The sequence below is a fragment of the Streptomyces sp. NPDC038135 genome (assembly GCF_055601245.1).
Map to the genome: position 1 here is coordinate 484,504 of NZ_JBVJXS010000006.1, position 21,942 is coordinate 506,445.

6 protein-coding genes are annotated in these 21,942 nt (G+C 75.9%); 4 read left to right on the plus strand and 2 right to left on the minus strand.

The features are described 5' to 3' along the window. Positions 1-149: 149 nt before the first annotated feature. The 4 genes from ACZ7JA_RS19870 (at position 150) to ACZ7JA_RS19885 (ending at position 19,366) form a co-directional block, all read left to right on the plus strand. A complete protein-coding gene (locus ACZ7JA_RS19870; protein WP_470809486.1) occupies positions 150-14,276 on the plus strand; it encodes an SDR family NAD(P)-dependent oxidoreductase in 14,127 nt (4,708 codons plus the stop codon). Positions 14,277-14,309: 33 nt separating this feature from the next. Further along, the gene (locus ACZ7JA_RS19875) at positions 14,310-17,282 is read left to right on the plus strand and encodes a thioester reductase domain-containing protein (protein ID WP_470809488.1); all 2,973 of its coding nucleotides are present in this window, start codon (positions 14,310-14,312) and stop codon (positions 17,280-17,282) included. Beyond that, a complete protein-coding gene (locus tag ACZ7JA_RS19880) occupies positions 17,279-18,418 on the plus strand; it encodes an alpha/beta hydrolase (protein WP_470809490.1) in 1,140 nt (379 codons plus the stop codon). The genes ACZ7JA_RS19875 and ACZ7JA_RS19880 overlap by 4 nt, the downstream gene beginning before the upstream one ends. 96 nt (positions 18,419-18,514) lie before the next feature. Then, the gene (locus ACZ7JA_RS19885; protein WP_351661021.1) at positions 18,515-19,366 is read left to right on the plus strand and encodes an alpha/beta fold hydrolase; all 852 of its coding nucleotides are present in this window, start codon (positions 18,515-18,517) and stop codon (positions 19,364-19,366) included. A gap of 36 nt (positions 19,367-19,402) precedes the next feature. On the opposite strand, the gene ACZ7JA_RS19890 is transcribed toward ACZ7JA_RS19885, so the two are convergent. Together ACZ7JA_RS19890 and ACZ7JA_RS19895 are read right to left on the minus strand one after the other, a co-directional pair. After that, positions 19,403-19,924, minus strand: a complete 522-nt coding sequence (locus tag ACZ7JA_RS19890) for a DUF4232 domain-containing protein (RefSeq protein ID WP_470809493.1) — start codon at positions 19,922-19,924, stop codon at positions 19,403-19,405. 130 nt (positions 19,925-20,054) lie between these two features. Next, a complete protein-coding gene (locus tag ACZ7JA_RS19895; RefSeq protein WP_351661027.1) occupies positions 20,055-21,704 on the minus strand; it encodes an alpha/beta hydrolase in 1,650 nt (549 codons plus the stop codon). Between the last annotated feature and the right edge of the window lie 238 nt (positions 21,705-21,942).

Below are 21,942 nucleotides of genomic sequence, written 5' to 3' on the forward strand. Positions count from 1 at the left end.
GCACGCCCCGGCGCCGCCGCACGGCCCGGTGCGGGGCGTGAGCCCCCACTTCGCCGCACCGCGCACCCGAAAGTACTTCGCCGTACCGCGCACCCGAAGTCCGGTACGGAGCCCCGCCTGAGCCCGAGTTCACGAGGACAGCTGCCCAGATGCCTGCGAACGAGTCCCCGAAGCAGACCCCCGAGCCGTCCCTGACGACCTCCGAGGGCGTCCGGGCCTGGCTGATGACGGCCGTCGCCGAGGCCGCCGGGACCGACCCGGCCCACCTCGACCCGCGCCGTCCACTCGCCGAACTCGGCCTCGGCTCACGGCAGCTGGTCACCCTGGCCGCCGAACTCGGCACCCTGACCGGGCGCTCCCTGGAGCCGTCCCTCGTCTTCAACCACCCCACGATCGACGCCGTCGCCGAGGCGGTCTTCGCCCCGTCCACGCCGGCCACCGCGGGCGCCGTCACCGAGGGCGTCGAGCATGGCAGCTCCGGCACCGGTGACGACGTGGCGATCATCTCCATGGCCTGCCGCTTCCCCGGCGGCGCGGATCACCCCGAGGCCCTGTGGCGGCTGCTGGACGCCGGACGGGACGCCATCGGCGAGGTCCCGCCCGGCCGTTGGGACACCAGCGGGCTGTACGACCCCGACCCGGAGGCCGCCGGCAAGGCCTACACCCTGCGCGGCGGCTTCCTCGACGGCGGCATCGACCGCTTCGACGCGGCCTTCTTCGGCATCTCACCGCGCGAGGCCGCCGCCATGGACCCCCAGCAGCGGCTGCTCCTGCAGACCTCGTGGGAGACGTTCGAACGCGCCGGCATCCTCCCTGAGTCCCTGAACGGCAGCGCCACCGGCGTCTACCTCGGTCTGTACGACAGCGGCTATCTCGCCGCCGCCTCGCTGGGCCAGCTCGACGGGCACGTCGGCACCGGCTCGGCGGCCAGCGTGGCCTCCGGGCGCATCGCCTACACCCTCGGCCTGCAGGGGCCCGCGGTGACCGTGGACACCGCCTGCTCGTCCTCGCTGGTCGCCCTGCACCTGGCGGCCCGCGCGCTGGCGGGCGGGGAGTGCGACCTCGCCCTGGCCGGCGGCGCCACCCTGCTGGTCACCCCGCGCGGACACGTGGAGTTCAGCCGACTGCGCGGGCTGTCCCCGTCCGGGCGGTGCAGTCCGTTCTCCGCCGACGCGGACGGGGTGGTGTGGGCCGAGGGCTGCGGTCTCGTGCTGCTCAAGCGGCTCGCCGACGCGCGCCGGGACGGCGACCGGATCCTGGCCGTCGTCAGGGGCTCGGCGATCAACCAGGACGGCCGCAGCCAGGGCCTGTCCGCGCCCAACGGACCGGCGCAGGAACGGGTGCTGCGGGCCGCCCTGCACGCAGCAGGGCTCGGCCCGCAGGACCTGGACCACGTCGAGGCGCACGGCACCGGCACCCGGCTCGGCGACCCCATCGAACTCAGGGCGCTGGCCGACGTGTTCGGCCCGGACCGCCCGGCCGACAGGCCGCTGGTCATCGGCTCCCTGAAGTCGAACATCGGCCACACCCAGGCGGCCGCGGGCATCGGCGGCGTCATCAAGACCGTCCTCGCGCTGGAGCACGAGCGCATACCGGCCTCCCTGCACGCCGAGCGCCCCACCGACCACATCGACTGGTCCGGCACCGGGCTGCGGGTGCCGTCCGAGGGGCTCGCCTGGCCGCGCGGCGCGGACCGGGTACGCCGGGCGGGGGTCAGCGCCTTCGGCATCAGCGGCACCAACGCCCACGTGATCATCGAGGAGGCGCCCCCCACCCCGGCCGCCACCACCGCTCCGACGGACGTCGCCCCGGCCGCCACCACCGCTCCGGCGGACGCCGCCCCGGCCGGCCTCACTACCGCGGCGGACGCCGCCCCGACCGGCACCGCAACTTCGGGAGGCATCGCCCCCACCTCTGTCGCCACCTCGGCGGAGATCGCCCCGGCTGCCGCTGCCACGGCGGGGGACGCCGCCTCGGCTGCCAGCGTCACTTTGGCGGACGCCGCCCCGACCGGCACCGCCACTCCGGCGGACGCCGCCCCGACCGGCACCGCAACTTCGGGAGGCATCGCCCCGACCGCTACCGCCACCCCAGCGGACATAGCCCCGGCTGCCAGCGTCACTCCGGCGGACGCCGACCCGGCCGGCCTCGCCGCCCCGGCGGACCCCGCCCGGGTCCACACCGCCGCTCCGGCGGACATCGCCCCGACCGCTACCGCCACCCCGGCGGACCCCGCCCCGGCCGCGGCCGCCCCCGCCGAGCTGCCCGGACCCGTCCTCTTCCCCCTCTCCGCCCGGAGCCTGCCGTCCCTGCGGGGGCAGGCCGTGCGGCTGCTGGAGGCGCTGGAGGGCCGGCCCGGGCTGCCGCTGGCATCGGTCGCCGCGACCCTCGCGCACCACCGCACCCACTTCGAGCACCGCGCCGTGCTCCACGCATCCGACCGCCCGGGGCTCCTGGAGGCCCTGCGCGCGCTCGCCGACGGCCGGTCCGACCCCGACCGTGTCACCGGGCCCCCGCAGGCCGCCCCCGCCGGGAAGCTGGCCTTCGTCTTCCCCGGCCAGGGCAGCCAGTGGGCCGGGATGGCCCGCGATCTGCTGGAGCGGGACCCCGTGTTCGCCGACGAGCTCGACCGCTGCGACGCCGCCCTGCGCCCCTTCACCGACTGGTCGGTGGCGGCCGTGCTGCGGGGCGACCCGGGCGCCCCGTCGCCGGACCGCGTGGACGTCGTCCAGCCCGCCCTGTTCGCGGTGATGGTGTCGCTCGCCGCCGTGTGGCGGGCCCGGGGCGTGGTCCCGGACGCCGTGATCGGGCACAGCCAGGGCGAGGTGGCCGCGGCCTGCGTCGCCGGCGCCCTCAGCCTCAACGACGCGGCCGCCGTGGTCGCCCTGCGCAGCCAGGCCCTGACCGGGCTGGCCGGTACCGGCGGCATGGCCGTCGTGGCGCTGCCCCACGCCGAGGTGGAGCCCCTGCTCGGCGACGGCGTGTCGGTCGCCGCCGTCAACAGCGGCCGGGCGACCGTGGTCGCGGGCGCCGTCGAACCGCTCGAGGAACTGCTCGGGCTTCTCGAGGCGGGCCAGGTGTTCGTCCGCCGCCTCGACGTCGACTACGCCTCCCACAGCGCCCTGGTCGAGCCCGTCCGTGCGACGGTCCTCGACGAACTCGACGGCGTCGTCGCCTGCCCCACGGACACCGCCTGGTACTCCACGGTCACCGCCGAACCGGTCACCGCGGAACTGGAGGCCGACTACTGGTACACCAACCTGCGCGAGACGGTCCGCTTCGCACCCGCCGTCGACCGCATGCTCGCCGACGGCTACCGCCACTTCGTCGAACTCAGCCCCCACCCCGCCCTGCTCACCGCGCTGCGCACCCTCGGCGAGGACACCGGACACGAACTGACGGCCGTCGGTTCACTGCGCCGCGACGAGGACGGCCCCGGCTGCCTGGACCGGGCCGCCGCCGAACTCCACGTCCACGGGCGCCGGATCGACTGGCGCCGCCTGGTCCCCGCAGGCACCGGCGCCGAGCTGCCCACCTACGCCTGGGACCTCGCGCGCCACTGGACCGAGCCCGAGTCCGGCGCGGGCGGCCCCGCCCTGTTCGACCGCGCCGCGCACCCGTTGCTCGGCGTGCAGCTCCAGTCCGCCGACGAGACCCGCTGGACCTTCCGCGACGAATGGTCCCCGGCCACCGCCGACTGGCTGCCCGACCACACCGTCTTCGGCCGCACCGTGGTCTCCGGCACCACCCTGCTGGAGCTGTGCCGCGCCGCGCTCGCCGTGGCCCGCCCGGACGAGGACGCAGACGTCACCGACCTGCTGCTGGTCGCCCCGCTCGTCCTGCCCGGCTCGGGCACGGTCGAGGTCTCCGTCGAGGTCGTCACCGCCGGTCCGGTGCCCGAGATCACCGTGCACAGCCGCCCACGCGGCCAGGACGCCCCCGGCTGGACCCTCAACGCCACCGCCTCCGCCGCGCCGTCCGCCCCGCTCACCGCGGAATCCCCGCCCGCCTGGCCGGAGTCCGCCGAGGAGGCCTGGTCCGAGGGGACCTACGACCGGCTGGCCGGGCTCGGGCTCGGCTACGGGCCCGCCTTCCAGGGCGTGCGGTCGGCGGTCGTCACCGGCGACGGGGAACTCCTCGCCCGGCTCTCGCCGCCCGCCGGCGTCCGCGACACCGCCGGCCCGTACCCCGTGCACCCCGCTCTGCTGGACGCCGCCCTCCAGGTGACGGCCGCGCTCGGTCCGGCGGGGCAGCGCGCCCTGCTCCCGGCCGCCGTGGGCCGCTGCGTCCTCCCGGCCGTCGCCGCGGGCGAGCTGACCGCGCGGGTGCGGCGCACCGGTGACACCGGTACCGACCTCACCCTCGACGTCACCCTCTGGGACGCCGACGGCCTCCCCGCCGGACGTCTGGAGTCGGTCCGCCTGCGCGCCGCCGACGCGGCCGACCTCGACGCGGGTTCGGAGAACGCCCGGCATCTGTACGAGGTGACGTGGACGGCCGCCGGCGAGTCCGCCGGCGCGATGGACCTCACCTGGGACGTGGCCGGCGACGCCGCCGACCCGCACGTCACCGCCGCCCGGCACGGCCTGCCCGGCGCCGAGGACCGTGCCGACGTCGCCGTACGCTTCTGGCCGCGGCCGGCGCCGGACGCCGATCCGGCGGCCGTCGCGCACGAGACGGCCACCGGCGCCCTCGATGAACTGCGGCGGCTCATCGCGCTCCCCGAGGACCGCGCACCCGCGCGCACGGTGTGGGTGACCCGCGGCGCGGTCGCCGCCGCCGGCGGGGACCGGGCGCCCGCCTACGCCCAGTCGGTGCTGTGGGGCCTGGTGCGCAGCGCGCGGGCCGAACACCCGGACCTGGGACTGACCCTGCTCGACCTGGACGACGCCGGCCCCGATCCCCTTCCCGCGCTGAGGGCGGCCGCCGCGCTCACCGGTGAACCGGAACTGGCCTGGCGCGACGAGGAGTTGCTGGCGCCCCGGCTGGTGCGGTCCCGGACGGGGAAGGCCGGAGGCGGCTCGGAGCCGGACCGTGACCGGTCCGCCGTGCCGCCCACGGACGGCACCGTCCTGATCACCGGCGGTCTCGGGGCCGTCGGCGGCCACATCGCCCGGCTGCTCGCCGAACGCGGCGTGCCCAGGCTGCTGTTGACGGCACGCGCCGGCGCCGGGGACCCGCGCGCCCGGGACGCCGTCGCCGCCCTGGCCGCGCTCGGCGCGCGGGCCGAGGTCGTCGCCTGCGACGTCACCGACCCGGCCGCGATCGCGGGCGTGCTCGCCGAGGTGGGGGAGGAGTTCCCGCTGCGCGGTGTCGTCCACTGCGCCGGAGTCCTCGACGACGGCGTCATCGGCGAACTGACCCCCGAACGGCTGGAGCGCGTGCTGCGCCCCAAGGCCGACGCCGCCGCCCACCTGCACCGGCTCACCGCCGGCACCCCGCTCGACCTGTTCCTGCTGGTGTCGTCCGCCGCCGGCGTCGTGGGCAACCCGGGCCAGGGCAACTACGCGGCCGCCAACGCCTTCCTCGACCAACTCGCCCACCACCGGCGGGCCTCGGGCCTGCCCGCTCTGTCGCTGTCCTTCGGCGCCTGGGCGGGCGAGGGCCTCGCCGCCGCCCACGCCGACCTCGACCGCATGGCCCGGCTCGGACACCGTGCCCTCACCCCGGAGCAGGGCCGCGACCTGGTGGCGCTGGCCCTGCGCGGCGGCGCCCCGCACCTGGTCGGCTGGGTCCTGGACCTGCCCCGCCTGCGCACGACGGACGCCGCGGGCACCGCGCTGTGGCGCACCCTGCTGCCCGCGCCCCGGACCGCCGCAGCGCCGGGCGGCTCCCTGGCCGGCCGGCTGGCCGGGCTGCCCGAACCCGAACGGGCCGAACGCCTCCTCGCCCTGGTCCGCGAGGAGGCGGCCCGCGCGCTCGGCCTGCCCTCCGCCGAGTCCGTACCCGCCGGCCGGCCGCTGCGCGACCTCGGCATGGACTCCGTCACCGCCGTCGAACTGCGCAACCGCCTCGCGGCCCGGCTCGGCGTCCGGCTGCCCGCCACCCTGCTCTTCGACCACCCCACCGCCGACCGGCTGGCCGCGTACCTGCAGGCCCACGTGCTCGGCGACACCGCCCCGCGGACGGCCCCGGCCCCGGCGCGCCGCAGCGGTCCGGCCGGCGACGAACCCATCGCCGTCGTGGCCATGGCCTGCCGGCTCCCCGGCTCGGTGGACGACCCGGAGGACCTGTGGCGGCTGGTCGCCGAGGGCCGCGACGCGGTAGGCCCGTTCCCGGCGGAACGCTGGGACGTCGACGCGCTGTACGACCCCGACCCGGACGCCCCCGGCAAGTCCTACGCCCGCGAAGGCGGCTTCCTCGACGACATCGAATCCTTCGACGCCGGCTTCTTCGGCATCACCCCGAAGGAGGCCGCCGCCATGGATCCCCAGCAGCGGCTGCTGCTGGAGACGGCCTGGGAGGCGCTCGAACGGGCCGGCATCGTGCCCGCCCGGCTCGCGGGCAGCACCACCGGCGTCTACGTCGGCATGTTCGGCAGCGACTACCTGGCCGGCTCCCGGCTCGACCAGCTCGACGGCTACGTCGGCACCGGCTCGGCCCTCAGCGTCGCCTCCGGACGCCTGGCGTACGCGCTCGGCCTGCACGGCCCGGCGCTGACCGTGGACACCGCCTGCTCCTCGTCCCTGGTCGCCACCCATCTCGCCGTCCAGGCGCTGCGCGCCGGCGAGTGCGACCTGGCGCTGGCCGGCGGAGTGACCCTGATGGTGACCCCGCAGACCTTCGTGGAGTTCAGCCGGCTGCGCGGGCTGTCCCCGACCGGGCGCTGCCGCGCCTTCTCCGACGACGCCGACGGCGCGGTCTGGGCCGAGGGGGCGGGCATGCTCGTCCTCAAGCGCCTCGGCGACGCGCGACGGGACGGCGACGAGGTGCTGGCCGTGCTGCGCGGCACGGCGGTGGGCCAGGACGGCCGCAGCCAGGGCCTGTCCGCGCCCAACGGACCGGCCCAGGTGCAGGTCGTACGCCGCGCGCTGGAGCAGTCCGGACTCGGCCCCGCCGACATCGACTACGTCGAGGCCCACGGCACCGGCACCACCCTCGGCGACCCGATCGAGGCGAACGCCCTCGCCGAGGTCTTCGCCGGCTCCCGGACCGGGGACCGCCCGCTCTACCTGGGCTCGCTGAAGTCCAACATCGGCCATGCGCAGGCCGCTTCGGGCGTCGCCGGACTCATCAAGGTCGTCCAGGCGATGCGGCACCGGACCCTGCCGCCCACCCTGCACGCCGGCACGCCCAGCCGGCACGTCGAGTGGGAGGGCAGCGGACTGCGGCTGCTCCAGGAACCGGTGGACTGGCGGACGACGGGGGAGCGGCCGCGGCGGGCCGGTGTCAGCGCCTTCGGGATCAGCGGCACCAACGCCCACGTCATCGTCGAGGAGGCCCCCGCCCAGCCCGCCGAGGTAACGGAAGTCCCGCCCGGCAAGCGGCTGTTCGTGCTCTCCGGGCGCAGCGAGGCCGGGCTGCGCGGACAGGCCGCCCGCCTCGCCCGGCACATCACCGCGGACACCGCGCTCCCCGGCGTCGCCCACACCCTGGCCCGGCACCGCAGCCACTTCGAATGGCGCACGGCGGTCGTCGCGGACGGCCGGGAGGAACTGCTCTCCTCGCTCCGGGCGCTGGGCAGCGGCCGCAAGCCCGTGCCCGTGCCCCGCGAGGAGCAGTCCGGCAAGGTCGCCTTCGTGTTCGCCGGGCACGGCGGTCAATGGACCGGCATGGGACTCGGGCTGATGTCCGGGTCCGAGGCCTTCCGGACGGAGCTGACCCGGATCGACGCCGCCGTCGAACGGCACGCCGGCTGGTCGGTGCTCAACGTGCTGCGCGCACCGGAGGAGTTCTCCCCGCTCGACCGCACCGAGTACCTCCAGCCCGTCCTGTTCGCCGTGAACGCGGCCCTCGCCGCCGCATGGCGCGAACTCGGCGTCACCCCGGACGCGGTGGTGGGCCACAGCCTCGGCGAGATCACCGCCGCCTACGGCGCGGGCGCCCTCACCCTGGACGAGGCCGTGACCGCCGTCACCGGCCGCGCCCAGGCGGTGGTCCCCCTGGTCGGGCACGGCGGCATGCTCGCCGTGGAACTGCCGCCCGCCGACGTCGAGGAGCTGCTGCGCCCCTACGCCGGCAAACTGTTCGTCGGGGCGGTCAACGGGCCCACCGCCACCGCCGTCTCCGGCGAGTCGGAGGCGCTCACCGCGCTCCGCGCGGAACTGGCCGGACGAGGCGTCCCGCACCGGGTGCTGTCGACCCCGTTCGCCTCCCACACCCCGCTCATGGAACCCCTGCGCGCGGACCTCCTCGACCGCCTCTCCGGCATCGGCGGCACCCGCACACCGACCCCCCTCTACTCGTCGGTGCTCGCCGAACCGGTCCCCGGCGACCGCCTGGACGCCGACTACTGGTGGGCGAACCTGAGCCGGCCGGTGCGCTTCGCGGACACGATCGCGAGGATGCTGGAGGACGGCTACCGCTACTTCGTCGAACTCAGCCCGCATCCCTCGCTGCTCCCGGCGATCGAGGCGGTCGCCGGCGAAGCGGGCGTCGACGCGGCCGGCGTCGGCTCGCTGCGCCGGGGCCGCGACGGGCACGACGTACTCCTCGGCAGGCTGGGGGAGTTGTACACGGCCGGGTACACGCCCGACTGGACCGCGCTGTACCCGCGCGGCCCCCGCGCCGACCTGCCCACCTACGCCTTCGCCCGGGAACGCCACTGGCTCGCCCCGGTCCAGTCGGGCGGCACCGCGGGGTCACCGCTGCTCGGCACCCACGTCCAGGCCAGCGACGAGCCCGGCCGTGACCTCTTCCAGACCGAGATCGACCTGAACGACGGCCGGTTCGCCTACCTGACCGACCACCGCGTCACCGGCGAGCTGTGGCTGCCGGGCGCCGCCCTCCTCGACATGGTGCTGGAGGCCGCCACCGCCCTGGCGCCGGACGCCGACGGGGTGGAGCTGGCCGACGTCCGGTTCGTCCGGCCGCTGCGGCTGGACGCCGAGCGGCCCGTACGCCTGCAGCTGGTGCTCCGCCCGGCCGAGGACGGCCACCGCGACTTCACGGTCGCCTCCGCCCCCGCCGGCCGTCCGCGGTGGGAGCGACACGTCACCGGCCGCATCGTCCTGAGCCCCGCCCCGGAATCCGGCGCGGCCGCCGGACCCGGGCTCGCCGCGCTGCGCGAGCGGTGCACCGAGCCGGTCGACGTGAGCGCCGTCTACGCGGGCCTCGCCGCCCTCGGCATCGAGTACGGGCCCGCCTTCCGGGGCCTGGAGGAGGGCCGCCGGGACGGCGGCACGACAGCCCTCGCCCGGCTGGCCGCCCGGCCCGCCGCCGGCCACCTGCTGCACCCCGCCACCCTGGACGCCTCCTTCCACAGCGCGGCCCTGCCCGCCGCCGCGCCCGCCGGCCGGGCCTTCGTCCCCGCCGGCGCCGGCCGTGTGCGCCACGGCGGCACGCGCACCGCACCCGCCTGGGTGAGCTGCGACCTGCGCTCGGTGGACGGCGACACGGCCGCACTGGACCTGCGCCTGTGGGACGAGGACGGCCACCTCGTGCTGTCCGTCGACGACTTCCGGCTCGCCGCGCTGTCCCCGCTGGACGGCGCGCTCTTCGAGACCCACTGGCAGCCGCGCCCCGAGGCACAGGAACCGCCCGGCGAGGGCGGCTGGCTGATCCTCGCCGACGAGACCGGCACGGCGGACGAACTCGCCTCTCGGCTGGACGGCCTGGTGCCGTACGCCGTCGCCCGCCGGGGCGCCGAGTACGCCGTCGAGGCCCCCGGCCGCCACGTCCTCGACCCGGCCGACCCCGCTCAGCTCGCCCGCCTGCTGGACGAGGCCTTCGCGGGCACGCCGCCCGAGCGGATCGTCCAGCTCTCCGCGCTCGACGCCCCGCCGGTCGCGGACGGCCGAAGCGCGCGGGAAGCGGCCCGGCTGTGCTGCCTCACCACCCTCCACCTGGTCCGGGCCCTCACCGGACCCGGCCGGCCGCGGGGCGGGGCGCCGCGCCTGTTCGTCGTCGTACGCGGCAGCCAGGCCGCCGGCGACAGCACCGCCGTCGCCCATCCGGAGCAGGCCCTCGCCTGGGGCTTCGCCCTCGCCGCGGCCCAGGAGCACCCGGAACTCGCCACCACCCTGATCGACCTGCCCGCCGAGGGCGGCACCGACCGGCTGTGGACGCAGCTGTGGCACGCCGACGACGAACGCCTCGTCGCGCTGCGCGACACCGGCCGGCTCGTCCCGCGGCTGGCCCGCACCCGCCCCGACGACGGCGGCCGCCCCGAGCGGCCGGACGGCGTGCACCTGATCACCGGCGGCCTCGGCGGGCTCGGCCGGGTCGTCGCCGAACGGCTGGTCCGACGGGGCGCCCGGCGGATCGCCCTGCTCGGCCGCGGGGCCCCGGACGCGGCCGCCGGCGCCTGGCTCGACAGCCTCGGACAGCGTGGCGTGCGCGTGCACCTCGCCCGCGCCGACGTCGCCGACCGCGACGGGCTCACGGCCGCCCTGGACGCCGTACGCCGCGACGCCGGACCCATCACCACCGTGGTGCACACGGCCGGCGTCCTGGACGACGCCACCCTCGCCAACCTCACCGAGGAACGCGTCCTGCGCGTCCTCGCGCCGAAGGTGCTCGGCACCGCCCTCCTCACCGAACTGGTCCCCGAAGCGGACGACCTGGTGCTGTTCGCCTCGGCGGCGGGTCTGCTCGGCTCGGCGGGACAGAGCCCGTACTCGGCGGCCAACGCCTTCCTCGACGCCTGGGCGCACCACCTCTCCCGCACCGGCCGGCGGGCGCTCAGCCTGGACTGGGGCGCCTGGGCCGGAGTCGGCATGGTCGCCGGTTCCGGCGCCCGCGCCGCCGAGACCGGCCGCTCGGGCCTGGTCGCCCTCTCCCCGCAGGACGGCGGCGAGCTGTTCGACCGGGTACTGGCCACCGGCCGCCGCCAACTCGCCCCGATGGCACTCGACATGGAGCTGCTCGCCCTCGATCCGGACGTCGCGCGCGGCCGTCCCCTGCTCGCCGACCTGGTGACCGTCCCGGTCTCCGGCGCGGACGGCGACGACCTCGTGCGGCGGGTGCTCGCGGCCACCACCGGGCAGGAACGCGCCGAGTGGCTCGAAACCTACGTACGTGCGCGGGTCGGCGAGGTCTCCGGCGGCGCCGTGGACGTGTTCGCCACCACCGCCCTGAAGGAACTCGGCCTGGACTCCCTCATGCTCGTCCGGCTGCGCAACGCCTTCGCCCGCGAACTGGGCGTCGAACTCCCGGCCGCCGACGTGTTCGCCGCCGCCGACATCCGCGGCCTCGCCCGCGCACTCGCCGAAGGGCTGCCCGAGCGCACGGCACCGGCCGAAGCCGGCCGGGAAGCACCGGCCCGTGAGGTGCCGGAGACCGAACTGCGGCCCGCCACGCGGGACGTCGTACGCCTCCTGCGCAGCGCCCAGCCGGACATGCCGCACGCGGCCCACGGCGTCGGCCTCGCCGTACGGCTCACCACCCCGGTCACCCGGGAGGAGCTCACCGGCATCCTGGACCGGCTCGTCGCCCGGCACGCCGCCCTGCGCACGGCCGTCGTGACCGGCGCCGAGGGCGGACGGCAACTCCGGGTGGACCGGGAGCTGCCCGCGCCGCCGCTGCGCTGGACCGACGGCACGGACATCGACCCCGCCGAGCGGCTGCGGCTGCTGCTGGAGCCGCCGTTCGACCTGGCGGCGCCGCCGCTGTGGCGGTTCGAACTGGCCGACGGCGGCCCGCGGGGCCAGGTGCTGGTGTTCGGCGCCCACCACGCGGTCAGCGACCTGCAGTCCCTGCTGCTGGTGGCCGCGGAGATCGACACCGAACTGTCCGGCACGCCGCTGGACGGCGCCGTCACCAACCGGGACGTGGACCTGCTGATCGAGGCCCAGCAGGACGGCGGGGAGGGCCCCGGCGAGGAGTGGCGCGACGCCTTCCGGGGCAGCGAACGGCTCGACCTGACCCTCGCGCGTCCCCGCCCGGACACCCGCTCCTACCGGTCCGGCAGCGTCACCGTGACCGTCCCCGACGGGCTCACGCGGCGCGTCGCGGACGCCGCGAGCGCCTTGGGCGTCACCCCGGCCGCCTTCTGCCTCGGCACCCTGACCGTGCTGTTGGCCCGGACGCGGGAACGCGAGCGGTTCGTGCTCGCGGTGCCGGTGGACACTCGTATCCACGCCGACGCCTTCGGCGCCGTGGGCTTCTTCGGCGTCCCCGTGCCGTTCCCCGCGCAGGCGGAGGCGGGCGAGCGGGTCGCGGACGTGCTGCTGCGCACCGACCGCCGGCTGCGGCAGATCCTGGCGAAGGGCGCCATGTTCTCCGACGTGCTCGCCACCCTCGCCCGGCAGGGCCTGCACCGGGCCAACGCGCCGCTCGTCGAGGTCTACTTCAACTACGTACGGTTCTCCGGTGAGTTGAAGAACCTCGAAGTGCTGCCGGCCGGCGTCGGGCACACCGACCTGGACCTGATGGTCACCATGACCCCGGACACGGGCACCGTCCGGCTCGACCACAACCTCGACATCCTGGACGCGGACACCGCGGCCCGCCTTGGCGAGGACTTCCTGCGGCTGCTCGACCGGACCACCGAGGACGCGGCCGAACGGGTGCGCGAACGGCGGCCCGAGCCGCCTGCCGAGGGACCGCGCCTCGCCCTGGCCGCCACCTTCGCCCTCGGCCACCTGCCGCTGATGTGCGAGGCGGCCCTGGAGGACGAGCGGGCGAGCACCGCCGAAGCGCCCTACCACCAGGTGCTGGCCGCCCTCCAGGACCCGTCGGGCGTCCTCGCCGACCCGGCCACCGCGGTGGCCGTAGTCCTGCTGCGCGCCGCCGACCTGGAACGCTTCGGACCGGTCGACGACACCCTCCTCGCCGAACTGCGCGCCGCCTACCCGGCCGCCCTGAAGTCCCTCGCCGAGCGCACCCGCAAGCCCCTCGTCGTGGGCATCCTGCCCGGCGCCGGCACCACGGAGCGGCTCCTCGGCTGGGAGCGCGGCATCGCCGCCGACCTGGCCGGGCTGCCGGGGATCGCGGTGCTCGGCCCCGACGAGTGGACCCGCCACCACACGGTCGCGCGGCCCTTCGACGAGCGCACCGAGCGGCTCGCCCATCTGCCCTTCACGCCCGAGTTCCAGGCCGCGGTCGCGCTGCGGCTCGCGGAGGTGGTGCGGGCCGTACGGCGGCCCGCGCCCAAGGTGATCGCCGTCGACGGCGACGAGACCCTGTGGGGCGGTGTGGCGGGCGAGAGCGGCCCCGACGCGGTGGACCTCACCGGCCCGCGCGCGCTGCTGGCCCGCAGGCTGCTGGCATGGCGGGCGGCGGGCGCGCTGCTGGTCCTGGTCAGCAACAACGACGAGGCCACCGTCCGCGCGGTCCTCGACCGGCCCGACGGCACGCTGAAGGCCGAGCACTTCAGCGTGATCTCGGCCGCCTGGGGACCCAAGCCCGCCCGTCTCGACGAGGCCGCCCGCACCCTCAACCTCGGCCTGGACAGCTTCCTGTTCCTGGACGACAACCCGGCCGAGATCGCCAGGATGCGGGCGGCGCTCCCGCAGGTGCTGTCGGTGACCTGCCCGCCCACCGCTGAACTCGGCTCGTTCCTCGACCGGTTGTGGCCCCTGGTCCCGGCCGCGGCCACGGCCGAGGACGCCCTCAGGGCCGGGTTCTACGAGGCGGAGCGCGCCAGGGACGCCGTCCGGGCGGGCGCCGGGTTCGAGGACTTCCTGGCCCGGCTCGACCTCGAGGTCGACATCCGCGAGCTGACCGGGGCGGACGTCGAACGCGGCGAACAACTCGTCCGGCGCACCAACCAGTTCACGCTGCGCGCCCGTTCCGCCGACGGCGGTGACCTCACCCGGTGGCGCGAGCGGGGCGAGGTGTGGACGGCGGCGGCCCGGGACCGGTTCGGCGACTACGGCCAGATCGCGCTGCTCGCGGTCGCCGCCGACGGCGACCGGCTCGACGTCCTCGCCTGGGCGATGAGCTGCCGCGCGCTCGGCCGGGGGGTCGAGGAACGGCTGCTCGCCTGGCTCGCCGACCGGGCCGGGGAACTGGGCTGCACCAAGGTCCGGCTCACGGCCGAGCGCACCCCGCGCAACGTGCCCGCCCGCCGGCTGCTCGCCGCACTCGGCGGCGGCGACCCGGACGACGCGCGGCTGGACGTCGTCGTCACGCCCGAGCACCTTCGGGCGTTCCGCTCCTGGGACCAGCAGTGAGCGACAAGAACAAGCACAACGCGAAGGGCTCTCATGCGTGACGTGAACGAGGCGATCGCCGAGTCGATCGAGCGGGGCGGCGGCGGACTCGGCGTGTCCGACCTGCTGGCCAAGGTGCGGGCGGCGGGCGCCGGGCCCGAACCCGCGCCGGCCCCGGCGCCGGACCTGGACGGCCTGACCGCCACCGTCGCCGCCGCGGCCGGCCGTCATCTGCCCGCCGGCCGGCTGGACCCCGACGCCGACTTCTTCGACGCCGGCGGCACCAGCGTGGACGCGGTGGAACTCATCGCCGAACTCGAGGGCGAGCTGGGCATCGAGGTCGACCTCGACGAGGTCTTCGCCGACGCCCGCCCCAGCAGCCTGGCCCGCCGCTGGCTCCCCCTCCTCAGCACCACCCCCGCAGGGACCTCCACCGGTTCCTCGACCGCCCCCGCCCCGGGCCCCGACGCCCTCGCGGACGCGCCGGGCTCGGCTTCCGGCGTCGCGGAGGCCCGCGCCGCTGCCGCGGGGTCCGCGACCGTATCCGTCGCGGGCACTGACGCTCCCGTTGCCGGGGTCGCCGCGCCCGGCTCGGCTTCCGGCGCCGAGGAGGCTTCCCGCGCCGGTGTCACCAGGCCCGCGGCCGCGCCCGTCGCGGAATCCGACGCCGCCACCGCCCACCTCGCGGCGCCGAGTTCGACCACCGGCGCCGCAGAGGCCTCCCGTCCCCCTGCCGCCGGTTCCGCGGCCGTGCCCGTCGCCGGACCCGACGCCCCCGTTGCCGGCCTCGCCGCATCGGCTCCGCCCTCCGGCGCCGCACAGGCCTCGTCCTCCGGCGCCGTACAGGCCTCGTCCTCCGGCGCCGCATCGGCTCCGCCCTCCGGCGCCGCACAGGCCTCGTCCTCCGGCGCCGCACAGGCCTCGTCCTCCGGCGCCGCACAGGCCTCGTCCTCCGGCGCCGCACAGGCCTCGTCCTCCGGCGCCGTACAGGCCTCGCGCGCCCCCGCCGCCGGACCCGCTGCCGCCGCCCCCGGCGCCGTCTCCGCCCGGGCGGGCGCTCTCCACGCCACCGCCCAGGCCCCCCATACCGCACGCTCGCTCGACGGCCCCGCGCCGGCCCGCACGGCCACCCACCTCCCCGTCCCCCTCCCGGCAGCCCGCACCCCGCACCGCGCCGACGGCGACCGGCACTCCCGTGCCCGTCCGGAGGACCTCGAGCAGATACTCGCCGACCTCGCCCTCGCCGACCGGCTGCCGTTCACCGACGTGCCCGAGCCGGTGCCGCCCCGCCGGGTCCTGCTGACCGGTGCGACCGGCTTCCTCGGCAGCCACATGCTGCTGGACCTGCTGCGGCACAGCGACGCCCACGTGTACTGCCTGGTCCGCGCGGACGACGAGGCGGCGGCCACCGAACGGCTCGGCGAGCAACTGCGCGGCTACCGGCTGCCGTGGTCGTCCGAGGTCCGCCGCCGGATCACCGTGCTGCCCGGCGACATCCGCCGCCCGCGCCTCGGCCTCACCGACGAGCTGTGGCACACCCTCGCCCACGAAATCGACAGCGTCGTCGGCGTCGCGGCCGCCGTGGACTTCCTGCGCGGCTACCAGTCGCTGCGCGGCAGCAACGTCCTCGGCGCGCTCACCCTCGCCGAACTCGCCGCGACCGGACGCCCCAAACCGCTGCACCACATCTCGTCGATCGCGGTGTTCAACGAGGTGGGCATCACCTCGATGGGCGAGGACGACCCGCTCGCCCACGTCGACCGGCTCGTCTCCGGCTACGACCAGTCGAAGTGGGCCGCCGAGGTCGCCCTGCGCCGGGCCCGCGACCACGGCCTCATCGTCACCGCGCTCCGCCCCGGCGGCATCGGCGGTCACACGAAGACCGGCGCCTACAACCCGCAGGACCTCAGCAGCGGCCTCATCTCCGCCTTCGGCCGCTACCGCACCGTGCCGGCGTTCCGCCACCTCAACGCCGCCCCGGTGGACTGGGTCAGCCGGGTCGCCGTCGCCGCCGTCTGCGAACCCGACGCGTGGGGCTTCGACTACAACCTCACCGGCGTTCCCAACAGCCTCGACGACGTCGTACGGGACATGGCCCTCGGCGGCATGCACGTGCGCGTCCAGGACTGGGACGAGTGGCGCACCCTCACCCTCGCCCGTCTGGAGGCCGAGCCCGTACCCGAACTCGGCTTCCTCTCCCGGGTGCTGCGCAGCCCCACCGCCCTGAAACTGTGCGAGGCCACCCTGAAGGGCCCGGCCGCCGAGGCCGAGCGCACCGACGCCCTGGTCGCCGCGCTGGGTCTCGCCCCCGCCGCCCGCTACGACGCCCAGGCCCAGCTGAAGACGTTCGAGAAGCTCGCCGGCGACGGCCTCGCCCGGCTGCCGCACAAGGACGACCAGCCCTACCTCTGGTTCTCCGAGACCACCGAGGGCACCGTCGGCCCGGTCGGCGCCGCCGTCTCGTCCCCCTGCTCGATGGCGCTCACCCTGTCCATCGCGAGCATGTACCAACTGGTGAAGGAGCGCCGGGTGGACGTCACCGGACAGGTTACCTGCCCCGCCCTGCACCCCGAACCGCTCACCGTCGAGCGCGGCGACCTGTGGGTGCGCCCCGAGGAGGGCATCCCGCAACAGCACGGCATGCGGCATCAACTCCTGCGCTACCGGCTCGGGTTGCGGGACGCGGACGGCGGCCGGTGGTGGCTGGAGGGCCGCAAGTACGCGCGCGCCCGCCGGGACCTGTGGCGGCAGACCCGTGCGCTCACCGTGGAGATCGGCCGCGAGGGGGAGGCGGCGAGCCTGCTCGGCGAGGTCGTGGTGCCCGCCGACTCCTACGTCCGCGACCAGATCGACGGCATCCGCGTCGACCCGCGCCTGACCGGCCAGGAGAAGCGGGCCGCGAAGCTCACCTGGCTCGCCTGGTTCGGCCTGGAGATGGGCCGCGGCCTGGTCGCCCCGTTCGCCCGGGCCGCCGCCGACCTGCTCGACCTGCGCCGGACCCCGACCCACACGGAGCACAACCGATGATCTTCAGGACCACCGCCGCCAAGGCGGCCCGCCCGGCGCTGCGCAAGGTCCGCACCGGCGTGGCGCCGCGCCCGCTGCGCCACCGCCTGGACCCGGCCCTCGTCGAGGAGGTCCCGTTCCACGCCGGCGACCGCGTCCGGCTCGGCCTGACCCGGATCGGCCCGGACGACCCGGGCCGCCCCGCCGTGCTGCTGCTGCACGGGCACACGGCCTCCGCCGACATGTTCCTGCTGCCCGAGACCCGCAACCTCGTCGACGTCCTGCTCGACGACGGCTACGAACCCTGGCTGCTGGACTGGCGGGGCAGCAGCAGGCTCCCGTACAACGAGACCGGGGGCCGCTACACGTACGACGACGTGGCGCTGTACGACATCCCCGACGCCGTCGCCCGTGTCCGTGAACGCATCGGCGACCGGCCGCTGTTCGTGGTCGCGCACTGCATCGGCTCGCTCACCCTGTCGATGAGCATGGCGGCCGGCCTGGTCCCGGGCCTGGCCGGGGTGGTGTCGCAGGGCGTCTTCCTCACGCCCAAGCTGGCCGGGCGGACCTCGCTGCGGATGTCCGTGGCCGGGGAGCTGCTGAAGAGCCGGATCGACCACATCCCGGTCGACATCCGCAAGGTCGGTCTGTGGTCGAAGTACACCCCGCTGTTCGCGCTCGCCTCCCGCAAGGCGGCCTGTCCGGACCCGACCTGCCAGATCCTGCACAACTCGGCCTGGGGGACCGGCGCCTCCCTCTTCGTGCACGAGAACCTCGACCCCGTCACCCACGACCGGCTCGCCGAACTGCTCGGTCCCGCCCCGCTGTGGATCCTGCCCCATCTGCGCCGGATCGAGCTGGCCCGCACCGTCGTCCGCTGGCACGACACCGACCACCGCTACCGGGCGCTGCCGCCCAACGCGCTGGACGCGGCCGCCCGCATCGACACCCCGGTGCTGCTGCTCTCGGGCAGCGAGAACGGGCTGTGGCTGGACTCCCAGAAGCTGTGCCACGAGGTGCTGTCCCGCCGGCAGCCGCAACTGGACGTGTCGTACACCGAGATCCCCGGTTACGGCCACCTCGACCCGTTCCTGGGCCGGGGCGCCGCGCTGGACGTCTTCGGGCACGTCCTGGAGTTCCTGGGCGCACACCGCTGATAATCACCCCCGCCGGCCGATGACGGCGGGCGGTGCCGCCGGTTACCGTACCCGTCAGTAACCGGACGTGTCCCGACCCGCTCCCCAGGAGGCCCCATGCCGCAGCTCGACGTCGCCGGCGCCGTACTGACGTACGACGACGAGGGCCCCCGCGACGGCGCGGCGGTGCCCCTCGTCTTCGTGCACGGCTGGACGGCCGACCGGCACCGCTGGGACCACCAGGTGGCGCACTTCTCGCCCGGCCGCCGGGTGATCAGGCTGGACCTGCGCGGGCACGGGGAGAGCACGGGCGCCGGCGTGCGGACGGTCGCGGAGCTGGCCGCGGACGTCCTGGCGCTGCTCGACCACCTCGGGGTGGAGCGGTTCGTGCTGGTGGGCCACTCCATGGGCGGCATGATCTCCCAGACCATCGCGCTGTCCCACCCCGAACGCGTGGAACGGATGGTGCTGGTCAACTCCATCGGCCGGATGACCTACAGCCGCGGCCGCGGGCTGCTCATGGCGGCCTCCACGCTGGCGCCGTACAAGCTGTTCATCACGGCCAACATCCAGCGGGCCTTCGCGCCGGGCCATCCGCGCGAGGAGGTCCGCGAGTACATCCGCGCGTCCGCGCAGACCCCGCGCGAGGTCGTCATGACGCTGTACGGCGCCATGCGCGCCTTCGACGTCCTCGACCGGGCCGGCGAGATCCGGACCCCCACCCTGATGGTGCACGGCTACCACGACATCCAGCTTCCCGTGCGGCAGATGCTGCGGCTGGCCAAGGCCTACCCGGACGCGGAGGTCCGCATCATCGACGCGGGCCACGAACTGCCCGTGGAGAAGCCGGCCGAACTCACCGCGGTCCTCGACCGGTTCCTGACCCCCGGGACCGAGGAGACCGGGCGGCCCGCGAGGACCCCGGGGCCCGGGGAGGGGGCGGAGCCCGAGGCGGCCCCGCGGCCGTAGCGCCGCCCCGGCGCGCCCGCGCGCCCGGACCGGGCCTCAGCCGACACCGAGGGCCCGGTCCGCGGCCGCCGCCGTCGGCTGCCACCACGTCGTCACCGGCTCCCACACCAGCACCTCGGTCCCGGTGCCCAGCCGGGCGGCGGTGAAGGAGCGGCCCCACTGCGAGGCGGACGCGGCCACCGTGACCGAGCCGGTCCGGCGGGCCTCGGGGTCCGCCAGGTCGGCGATCGTGCGCACGCCCGCGTAGGCCGTCCTGCCCGCCTTGAGCGCGTAGACGCCGCGGCCGCCCTCGGGCACCGGCAGCGCGGCCCCGTCCAGGTCGCCGAAGGTGATCGTGGGCACCCGGTCCACGACACAGGTGCGGCCCCCGCGGTTGGTCACGGCCACGCGCAGCACGGAAGGATCGGCGGACGCGGCCTTCGCCCGTACGGCCAGCACCCGTTCCGCACAGCGGACGGGCCCGGCCCGGCGGCCGGCCGCCTGGCTCTGCGGCGCGGCGCCCAGCAGCGCGACGGCGGCGCAGACGACGGGTACGGCGACGGTGGCTCGGATGCGCATGGCGGGTTCCCCCTGTCATGGTCGGTACGGGTGCGGCGGGCCGGGGCGCGCCTCGTCGGATGTGACGATCCGGGCGGCCGGGAGGTTGCGCCGCGGACGCCCCTGTCACCCGTTCGCTCCATGCCGGCTGTCAGCGGGCGGTGCCGGACGTGGAGGTCCAGCCCTTGTGGTCCGCCGGGCAGGAACTGCCGTCGGCCGGCAGGGAGCCGTACAGCAGGAAGTCGTCCACCTTGCGGTGCACGCACTTGGACGACGAGTAGCCGGTGTGCCCGTCGCCCCTGTTGTCCAGCACGACGGCCGCCGTGCCGAGCCGACGGGCCGTCTCCTCGGTCCAGCGGTACGGCGTCGCGGGGTCGCCGCGCGTGCCGACCAGCAGCATCCTGGCCGTGTCGACGTCCTTCACCCGGTCCCGGACGAAGTCCGTTCCCCTGGGACGGCCGTAGCACATGAGGAGCTGGGTGAGCTTGAACCGGCCGAAGACGGGAGAGGCCTGGTCGTAGGCGGCGCGCAGGCTCTTCAGGTCCTTGGTGACCTGGGCTCCGGTGGGCCGGTCGGGGTCGTCCGCGCAGTTGATCGCCAGCAGTGCGGCCGGCAGGTTGTCGGCCGGGATGTCACCGGAGTCCACGAGCCCGCCGTCCCGCTTGTCCACCGCCCGGTCCCCGGCCGGTCCGGGCCGGCGCATCGGCGGGGTGAAGCCGCCGCCCGGCCAGAAGGCGCCGGCGGAGAAGCTGAGCACGCCCCGGGTGTCACCGTCGTCGACCAGCGAGGAGAGCGCGCGCTCCAGGGTGGGCCACAGCTCCTGGCTGTACAGGGCGGAACCGATGGCGCCCGCCAGGTCCTGGCCGGAGAAGGCGCCGCCGAAGTCCGTGGGCACGGGGTCCTCGTCGAGCGAGCGCACCAGACGGACCACCTGGCTCCCGGCCATGCGCCGGTCCCGCCCGAACGGACAGGCGATGTCCGTCGTACACCAGTCCAGGAAGTCGTCCAGCGCCGTCTGCAGCCCCTCGGCGCCCGCGACACCCTGTTCGGACAGGGGTTCGGTGAGGGTGTCGACTCCGTCCAGGGTCATCCGGCCGACCCTGTGCGGGAACTGCGCCGCGTACACCGCGCCGAGCCGCGTTCCGTAGGAGAAGCCCAGGTAGTTGAGCTTCTTGTCGCCGAGGGCCTGGCGTATGACGTCCAGGTCGCGGGCGGCGTCCACGGTGCCTATGTGCCGCAGCACCGGACCGGAGTTCCGGGCGCACTGCTCGGCGGCCTGCCGCAGCCGCTCCAGCAGCGGCTGGGGCCGGGTGAGGTCGAGGTTCTGCCCCGTCGCCACCGAGGTCTGCTCGCCGCCCTCGCCGCAGCTCACGGGGGAGGACCGGCCGACGCCGCGCGGATCGAAGCTGACCACGTCGTAGCCCTTGGTCAGGTCCATGAACTGCTTGCCGCCCACCGCCAGCTCATGGACGCCGGAGCCGCCGGGGCCGCCGAAGTTCAGCAGCACCGAGCCCCGCGACGGGCCCGTGGCCCGGTAGCGGGCCAGCGCCACGTCGAGCGTGCCGGCGCCGGGGCGGGCGTAGTCGAGCGGGACGGTCACCTTCCCGCACTGCAGGTCCCGTGGCATGTCCGCGCCGTCGCAGGCCGCCCACGCCACCTTCTGCCCGTAGAAGCGGGACAGGCCGGGCCGCGAATCCTCGGCCGCCGCCATGGGCAGCCCGGACCCGAGCAGCGTCAGGGTCAGCGCGCCGGCGCCCGCGCACGTGCGCACACCGGGCCGGGTGGACAGCTTGGCCAGCATCGTTCGCCTCCCGGTGGGAGCACCCGACGGGGGGCCGGGCGGCGCCCTCGCTCACCATAAGCGGGGTCCGGAAGGGCCGCCTCCGGGCGAGCGGCACGACTGTCGATGATCTATTCTTCGCACTTTCTATGACGATCGGTAGCCATTCGAAACTTTACGTGCGACTCGAAAGACCATGTCGCTCAATGGGGTGAAAGACTGATACGCCATAACCCCGATGGTTCGGCTGCGTTCTATC